Origin of the sequence: Flavobacterium hibisci, from assembly GCF_020026925.1 — a bacterium.
GTDB classification, from domain to species: Bacteria; Bacteroidota; Bacteroidia; order Flavobacteriales; family Flavobacteriaceae; genus Flavobacterium; species Flavobacterium hibisci.
The window spans coordinates 1-255 of record NZ_JAIQDW010000074.1 but is presented as its reverse complement, the minus strand read 5'-3'; the positions used below and the strand labels follow the sequence as shown (position 1 = coordinate 255).

Sequence of the window (255 nt, the reverse complement as noted above, 5' to 3'; positions counted from 1 at the left end):
TGCCAAAAAGAACTGGCCAAAGAACCTTGAAAAGTACAAACAGCAAGAAGAAATTCTTCAAAACAGAAACTCGTTCTCCAAGACTGATACCGATGCCACTTTTATGCGCATGAAAGAGGACCATATGCTAAACGGCCAGTTAAAACCGGCTTACAATCTGCAGATCAGTACCAATAAGCAGTTTATTCTGCACTACAGCCTGCATCCAAATCCTACCGACACCAAAACACTTAGCCCGCATATTGATAGTTTTGA

The 255-nt window shown here is 41.6% G+C and carries 1 pseudogene; it reads left to right on the top strand.

What is annotated here, in order from left to right:
• Positions 1-255 (top strand): annotated as a pseudogene (locus K8B81_RS21130) (IS1182-like element ISMsp1 family transposase); the annotation flags it as partial.